The organism is Virgibacillus sp. MSJ-26 (assembly GCF_018918075.1).
Taxonomy (GTDB): domain Bacteria; phylum Bacillota; class Bacilli; order Bacillales; family Amphibacillaceae; genus MSJ-26.
The window spans coordinates 1-7,850 of sequence record NZ_JAHLPW010000036.1 but is presented as its reverse complement, the minus strand read 5'-3'; the positions used below and the strand labels follow the sequence as shown (position 1 = coordinate 7,850).

At 38.3% G+C, this 7,850-nt stretch carries 6 protein-coding genes; 1 reads left to right on the top strand and 5 read right to left on the bottom strand.

Annotated features, from left to right (window positions below; all coding sequences use genetic code 11):
* Positions 1-288: 288 nt before the first annotated feature.
* The 3 genes from KQI49_RS18210 to KQI49_RS18200 form a co-directional block, all read right to left on the bottom strand.
* On the bottom strand, positions 289-1,719 hold the full coding sequence (locus KQI49_RS18210) for an NAD-dependent succinate-semialdehyde dehydrogenase (RefSeq protein ID WP_216490995.1): 1,431 nt from the start codon (positions 1,717-1,719) through the stop codon (positions 289-291).
* Positions 1,720-1,747: 28 nt separating this feature from the next.
* Complete coding sequence (gene gabT / locus KQI49_RS18205) at positions 1,748-3,109, bottom strand: 4-aminobutyrate--2-oxoglutarate transaminase (RefSeq protein WP_216490994.1); 1,362 nt, start codon at positions 3,107-3,109, stop codon at positions 1,748-1,750.
* Between the two features lie 143 nt (positions 3,110-3,252).
* Positions 3,253-3,906: a GntR family transcriptional regulator gene (locus KQI49_RS18200; RefSeq protein WP_216490993.1), complete on the bottom strand. Its 654-nt coding sequence runs from the start codon at positions 3,904-3,906 to the stop codon at positions 3,253-3,255.
* A gap of 197 nt (positions 3,907-4,103) precedes the next feature.
* On the opposite strand from KQI49_RS18200, the gene KQI49_RS18195 reads away from it, so the two are divergent.
* A complete protein-coding gene (locus KQI49_RS18195; RefSeq protein ID WP_216490992.1) occupies positions 4,104-5,096 on the top strand; it encodes a 2-hydroxyacid dehydrogenase in 993 nt (330 codons plus the stop codon).
* Positions 5,097-5,205: 109 nt separating this feature from the next.
* On the opposite strand, the gene KQI49_RS18190 is transcribed toward KQI49_RS18195, so the two are convergent.
* Together KQI49_RS18190 and KQI49_RS18185 are read right to left on the bottom strand one after the other, a co-directional pair.
* Positions 5,206-6,393: a M24 family metallopeptidase gene (locus KQI49_RS18190; protein ID WP_216490991.1), complete on the bottom strand. Its 1,188-nt coding sequence runs from the start codon at positions 6,391-6,393 to the stop codon at positions 5,206-5,208.
* Between the two features lie 363 nt (positions 6,394-6,756).
* Positions 6,757-7,470 (bottom strand): CBS domain-containing protein, encoded by a 714-nt coding sequence (locus tag KQI49_RS18185; RefSeq protein ID WP_216490990.1) that lies wholly within the window; start codon positions 7,468-7,470, stop codon positions 6,757-6,759.
* Between the last annotated feature and the right edge of the window lie 380 nt (positions 7,471-7,850).

The window sequence follows — 7,850 nt, the reverse complement described above, 5'->3', positions numbered from 1 at the left end:
GAACTACTTTCCATTTAAAGTCGGGTGAATAATATGGATTTGCCAATGAATACCTCTCCTTTTGAATAGTTGTTTTTTTATTTTTTAACTGTCTACTCAAAAGGGAGCATATCAAAGCGAAGTGTATTTCCGAAGCGGTGGTTTTAACTCTTTTTCTATAGATGGTAAGTTACTGCACATCATACGAATTATATGAATCAATTAAACTCAAATAAATATTGTAGTTCTTTATTTTAAAGGGTGAAAGTGTCTGGTGATATTTTCACCCTTGTTGTTTTAGGCTGTAAATTAATTCATACCGATGGAGACGTATTGGGATTCGATGAAGGCTTCGATACCTTCGTGGCCGCCTTCGCGTCCGATGCCGCTTTCCTTGAAGCCGCCGAATGGCACTTGTGCGGCTGATGGACCTCCATCATTCCATCCCACAATTCCGTATTCTAGTTGCTCAATAAGTTGCATGCCGCGAGCGACATTTTCTGTAAATACGTAAGCAGCCAACCCATATTCAGTATCGTTCGCTAATTTAACCGCTTCTGCATCCGTTTCGATTTTCTGTACAGGCGCCACTGGGCCAAAGGTTTCTTCGTTCATAATCACCATATTTGGATCGACATCTTTGAGAACGGTCGGCTCATAAAAGACACCTTCCCCTTCTTCACGTGTTTTACCACCGACTACGACCGAAGCACCTGAATTCACTGCATTATCTACATGATGTTGAACTTTTTCCAAACCCGCTTTATTAATCAATGGACCAATATCAACTTCTTCATTTAATCCATCGCCAACTTTTAACTTAGTCACTGCTTCAGAGAACTTTTCAACAAATTTATCATAAATGCCTGATTGAACATATACCCGGTTAGCGCAAATACACGTTTGCCCGGCATTTCTAAATTTCGAGGCCATAACACCTTTAACAGCTACACCCACATTTGCGTCGTCTAGCACGATAAGCGGAGCATGCCCACCGAGTTCAAGGGATAAGTTCTTCACATCATCAGCACTTTGTCTGATTAATGTTTTTCCAACTTCTGTTGACCCTGTAAACGTTACTTTACGAACACGCTTATCTGACATCACGGTATCACCGATTTCTGAAGATGGTCCAGTAACGAGATTGACGACACCTTTCGGAAAACCGGCCTTTTCACATAATTCCATGAGTTTGATTGCCGTAATCGGGCTATCACTAGACGGTTTGATGACAATGGTACACCCTGCAGCTAGTGCTGGACCCATTTTCCGGGTTAACATCGCTGCCGGGAAGTTCCATGGTGTAATTGACGCCACAACCCCAACTGGCTTTTTCCAAACTTGAAGTCTTTTTCCGTCCACGTGAGCGGGTATCGTCTCTCCGTAAATTCTTTTTCCTTCCTCGGCAAACCATTTAATGAAGGATGCGGCATAGTTTACTTCTCCTCTTGATTCATTAATCGGTTTCCCCATTTCGATCGTCATTGTTTTTGCTAAATCTTCTTCATGATCTAATATTAGGTGATAAAATTTCTCCAAGTAATCAGCCCGTTCATAGGCAGTTGTTCTTGACCATGATTGAAAGGCTTTATGTGCAGCGTCAATTGCTCGCGTTGTGTCGTCCTTTCCCCCATTAGGTACCGTTCCTACTTCTTTTTGATTTGCCGGATTAATAACTGCCTTTGTTTCATAATCTTTACCAACCCATTCGCCGTTAATGTACATTGAATAATGTGTCATTGATTGTCACTCCTTTTGTATGTTGCTTTTATTTACTGGCTGGTTTGACTGTTTCAGTCAGTACTGCTTCCAATGATTCTTCTAAAATGGCTAATCCTTCATCTAATTGCTCATCTGTAATGACGAGTGGCATGAGTAAGCGGATGACATTATCGAAAAGACCTGCCTTTAATGTAATCAATCCACGTTGGCGCGCTTCTTCTATGACCAAATTTGTGAGTTGCTTATCAGGTTCTTTTGTTTTACGATCCTGCACAAACTCGAGCGCACACATAGCGCCTAAACCACGAACATCTCCAACGGCGTCATAGCGATGGTACATTTGTTCAAATTTATCCATTACTTTATCGCCTATATGCAAAGCACGATCATTGAGATTTTCTTTCTCCATGACGTCGAGAACCGCTAAACCGGCACGACATCCAAGTGGGCTCCCACAATACGTTCCACCTAGTTCTCCCGCATCCGCGGCGTCCATAATCTCAGTACGACCGATAACGCCACTAATTGGCAGACCTGCCGCCATGGATTTGGAAATGGTAATCAAATCGGGTTCCACACCAAAGTGGTCAACTGCAAAATACTTACCCGTCCGGCCAAATCCTGTTTGAATTTCATCCGCAATAAAAAGAATACCGTGTTTCTTACACTGCTCATACACACCTTGCACAAATGCAGGGTCTGGAACGATAAATCCACTCTCACCTTGGACAGGTTCCATTATAATTGCAGCAATTAAGCTCGGATCAACCTCTGTTATAAAGAATTCCTCTAATCTGTCTAGAATAAACGTTGTGTACTCTTCCTCCGTCATTGATTCAGGTCGGCGATAGGCATATGGAAAAGGTGCACGATAAATTTCCGGAGCAAATGGACCGTACTCATATTTATAAGGCTTAATCTTTCCTGTCATCGACATTGTCATTAACGTACGGCCATGAAATCCCCCTGAAAATGAAACAACTGCCTGACGATTCGTATATTTACGTGCTATTTTAACGGCATTTTCATTCGCCTCGGCCCCACTATTTAAAAACATCACTTTTTTATCAAAATTTCCCGGAGCGAGTTCAGCAATCTTTTCTGCAAACTCAATGTACGGATCATACATCATGACGTTAAAGCCAGTATGGATATATTTATCAATTTGGTCATGTAAGGCATCAGTCACTGTTTCATGACAATGTCCAGCATTTATCACCCCAATAGCCCCAGCAAAATCAATGAATGTATTTCCATCGACATCTTCAAGTAGTGCCCCTTTTGCGGTTGATACAAATGTAGGTACTCCATAGCTCACAGCATCGGGGATAGAATCAAGTCGCCTATCTAATAACTCCTTCGCCTTTGGTCCTGGAAGTTCGGTTTGTACGTTAGCATACTTTTTCATTATGAAGCCTCCCTTAAAAATGTATTAAAATTATCATTTTGAAAAATATGAATGATATTTGGAAACTCATTTAACGGGAATAACAATCGCTAACTCTTAAAAATCAAAACGGCCCACCTTATGTTCTATGATAGAAAACTCATTTATATGCTACCGAGAAGTTTTTCTTCAACATAGCCAATATGATTGATAATACTTTCTTTCACTTTATCTGCATCCTTCGTCTTCAATATATCAAGCAGTTCCTTATGTTCTTGATAAAATGCATCAAAACTTGAGTAATACTCGTCAAGATGCATCAATGCTGTTCGAATTTGGACTTGTAAAGAATCATAGATTTTTAGAATACGAGAATTGTCGCTGAGATCCATTAGATAACGATGAAACGTCATGTCAAGATTAAATAACTCGTTCCAGTCTTTACGCTTTACACCTTGTTTCATTCTTTCAATAATAGCTTCCAAGTCATCAAAATGTTTGTCTTCTAATTTAGGAAGCGCTTGCAAGAATGCGCGTGCTTCGAGTAATGTTCTTAGTTCATTAATCTCTATCAAATCTTTTTCCGTAAATGTAGCTACATAAGTGCCTTTACGAGCTTTACTTATAATTAATTCTTCGCCTTCTAAAATTTTTAAAGCTTCTCGAATGGTACTACGGCTAACATCAAATTTTTCAGCGAGATCTGTTTCGAGCAATCTCTCTCCATAATCAAGATCTTTATTCCAGATCCATTGTTTAATTTCATCTGCAATGAGTTCGCTTAATGGTTTTTGAATGAGACTATAATCAGATGCCATTGAATTAACCTACTTTCTTTACTTTATAGACTCAGTTGAATGTTGATTGTCGACAATTATACATCTTCATCGTAAATCATTAAATCTTAATTGTCAATATAATTAAAAAAATCCTATAGAAATTGACTTATTGAAAAAGTATCGCTATTTTAAGAGTAGAGACCGAATTGTCAATTATGGTTAGGAGGAAGGTATAAGTGAAAAAGGTTATTGTTTATAATCGTCTTGAAAAACCTGTCCTTGAGCGACTTAAAAAGAATTATGACGTCCACTTTTTTAAAGATATTGATCCAAAGACAAACGAAGATTTTCTCCAACATTTGCAAGATACAGATGGAATCATGGGGTTAGAACTTAATGTTAATAAGGAGCTGCTTGATCACGCACCAAATTTAAAAATCGTGAGTAATGTATCGGTTGGCTATAATAACTTAGATGTTGAAGAACTGACCAAACGTGGCATTCTCGCAACAAATACACCAGGTGTACTTAATGATACAGTTGCTGATACAATCTTTGGCATTTTAATGGCAGCTGCTAGACGTATTCCTGAGCTTGATCAGTATGTCAAATCCGGCAACTGGCAAACAGCGGTGGCAGGACCTGAATATTACGGAACAGACGTCCACCATAAAAAGCTCGGGATTATTGGCATGGGGCGAATCGGTCAAGCGATTGCGAAACGCGCCCATTTGGGTTTTGACATGGATATTTTATATCATACTCGTACAAGAAAGCAGGAAGCTGAAGAAAAATATCATGCAACACACTGTAGCTTAGAAGGTTTGTTAAAGCAGTCGGATTTCGTCTGTTTAATGACACCTTTAACACCAGAAACGGAAGGCATGATCGGTAAAAAGGAATTCGAGCTCATGAAAAAATCTGCATTCTTTGTTAATGGATCCAGGGGGAAAACCGTTGTTGAAAAAGAACTAATTAGTGCTTTACAAAACGGAAAAATTGCAGGTGCGGCATTAGACGTTTTTGATCAAGAACCAATTCAACCTGACAATCCGCTACTAACAATGAAGAATGTTGTAACGACGCCTCACGTCGGTTCTTCAACAGCTGAAACCGAACGCGCCATGTCTGAACTGGCAGCAAAAAATTTAGAAACAGGTTTAAATGGCAACAGGCCACCAAACTTAATCGATTCTTCCGTTTGGGATAAGGTGAAACAATCATTTTAAAATTAAAAGACCGCCACCCGTGCTTAATTTGTGCACGTTATGGCGGTCTAATTTATTGAGTGGTTTCCTTGTTTCGTATTCATAGTCAACTCCAAAAAAGTTATTGGTATTATGCCAAGCGAATGTTTGGTTTAACATAAAGCTCTTGCGGAAATTCAGTAAATCGTTCACAACCCGTTTCAGTCACACGAAAAGACTCACTAATTTCGATGCCCACCGAATCAAGCCAAATACCTGGAATCATATGAAAAGTCATATTTGGTTCCAAGACGGTTCGATCTCCCGGGCGTAGGCTTGCAGTATGCTCACCCCAGTCAGGTGGATAATTCAATCCCATTGAGTACCCGATTCGTGATTCTTTGAAAATACCATAACGCTCAATAACATGTCGCCACGCCATTTCGATTTCTTCACAAGTTATACCTGGTCTAATAATATCGATAGCGGTATTAATCCCTTCTTTAACAATTTTAGATAACTCACTTAATTCATCATTAGGCATATCGACAACAACCGTTCGTGCTAGTGGTACATGGTAGCGTTGATGACAGCCAGCTAATTCAATAATGACTGGATCCCCTTGCTTTAACGGGGTATCCGACCATGTTAAATGGCAAGCATCCGTTTTTTCTCCTGTTGGTAAAAGAGGTACAATAGACGGATAGTCGCCTCCAAAATCTTCGGTACCGCTTATTTGTGAATACATAATATTTGCCACTACATCACATTGCCGAACCCCAATATCAATTGTGTCAAAAGCCGTTTGCATAGCATTTTCTGCAATTTCAGCTGCTTTTTTCATGTATATTATTTCAAGATCTGATTTAATGATGCGGACCCAGTTCACTAGATTCGTGCCATCCTTTAAAGTTGCATTAGGTAAATGCCGTATTAATTGCATATAACATTTGGCTGTAAAATAATAGGCATCAAGTTCTACGGCAATTGTTTTCGCCTCGCATTTTTTTGTTCTTAAAAAATCGGCAACAAAATCCATTGGATGCTTTGTATCGGATTGAATATAATTATCTGCATATGGATAAATATGATAATCATCCAACCATGTCGTATACCGTGCCGACTTGGCGTCCATCCCTCTTCCTATCCAATAAGGTTGCTCTTCCTCTAGCATAATGACAACCATTTGATGGACGTAAAACGACCAAGCATCATACCCTGTAAGATAATTCATATTTGCAGGGTCTGTGATTAAGAGAACATCAATTCCAGACTCTTTCATCCTCTTCTTTGTATTATTTAAACGAACCTGATATTCCGAAATAGGAAATGTTAACATAATTCTCCCATCCCTTCTTCATTCATTTAGTCGCTAATAAAGTGCCTCCTTTCGTTATAATTAAACTTTACACAGCATCACTTATGAGAGCGCTTTATATCGGTGAGGATAAAGTTATCAATTTATTTTATAATAAAAGTTAGATTATTTTGTCTGGCTAATTTTATAAAACGGTAAGTGATGTAAGATGATCGGTGTTTGTTGAAGCGTGGCTGCTTTAAATACAGGGATGAATAACTCTCGGCAATAGTTGATAAGTTTGTATATATATGTCGATTGTCGACATTGTAAGGTGTCTTTATAGTATGATATGCACGAAGTATTGTCAATGATTATAATTTTACAAAAATATTTAATAGTCTTTTAAACATAATCAATTTCGATTAAATCCCACGGAGTAATCACACCTAGAGGTTTATGATTTTTTTGTCCATTTTCCGTGATAACAACACATTCTAAATCTTGTTTTTTTATATGGGCATCCGCAAATATTTCTTCAACCTCAAAGATATTGGCTGACTTTGAAACAAACGCAATTGGATGCTTTTCTTCAAAATTAAATATATCCCACACTTTAGCCTCTGCAAAATCCACTTTACTGTCGAAAGTATGAGATGCCATCCAGCGGACAATTGCTTTAGCCGTTAAGAGGCCAATGCAATAACCATCCTGGTAGATGGGATACTGGGAGTATGAATGGTCATGGATGCCTTGAATTAATGTGGCAAGATCATCATCATAATTATAAATAATCACTTCCTTTGTTGCGATGGACAATGCTTCGTTAGGCTTTGTGAATATATCACTTATCATCTCAATCCGCCTTACCGTTTCAGCATGTGGCTCAGCGATATACTGACCTAAATCATATTTATTATGGACAATCGCATTTCGTAATCTAGCAAACTGATGCAATTCTTCTTGATGGGTTTTAATAATTGAAAATTTTTTTGCACCTTTAAAAACAAGGTTTCTAAACTGAGGTGTTTCATTTTTAACCATCTTTTTAAGTTTCAAATGGATTTTATTAAAAGCTATTTCAAAACGTTCTGAACGTAAACTAGTCGTGGATTCCATTAATCTTCCCCCGGTAAAAATTGAGCTTTAACTAAGCTAATTATCTATTATTGATAATACTGTAACATAAAGTGAAACTTCGTTCAGCAGGGAAGACTTTTCGAGTAATGAATATTAGTTCATATTAGAGAAAATAGAGTAATTTATAGATGCAAGAAATGAGAAACGGTCTAAGTCCCTAGTAAGTAAAGTGGACCCCATGTCAAGGACACTTTGAAAAAAACTACTATCTTTTATCACTTTTACCTCCTATGCTTGTTTCAAAGGAGGAGTGGTGGCAAAGGAAAGCACACGTTCAAAACTTAGAGCGTGTGCTTTTGTCATCCATTATAAAAATGAATTATTTTAGAAGTTTGGCGGCATTAGAGTTTTCTGTTTTT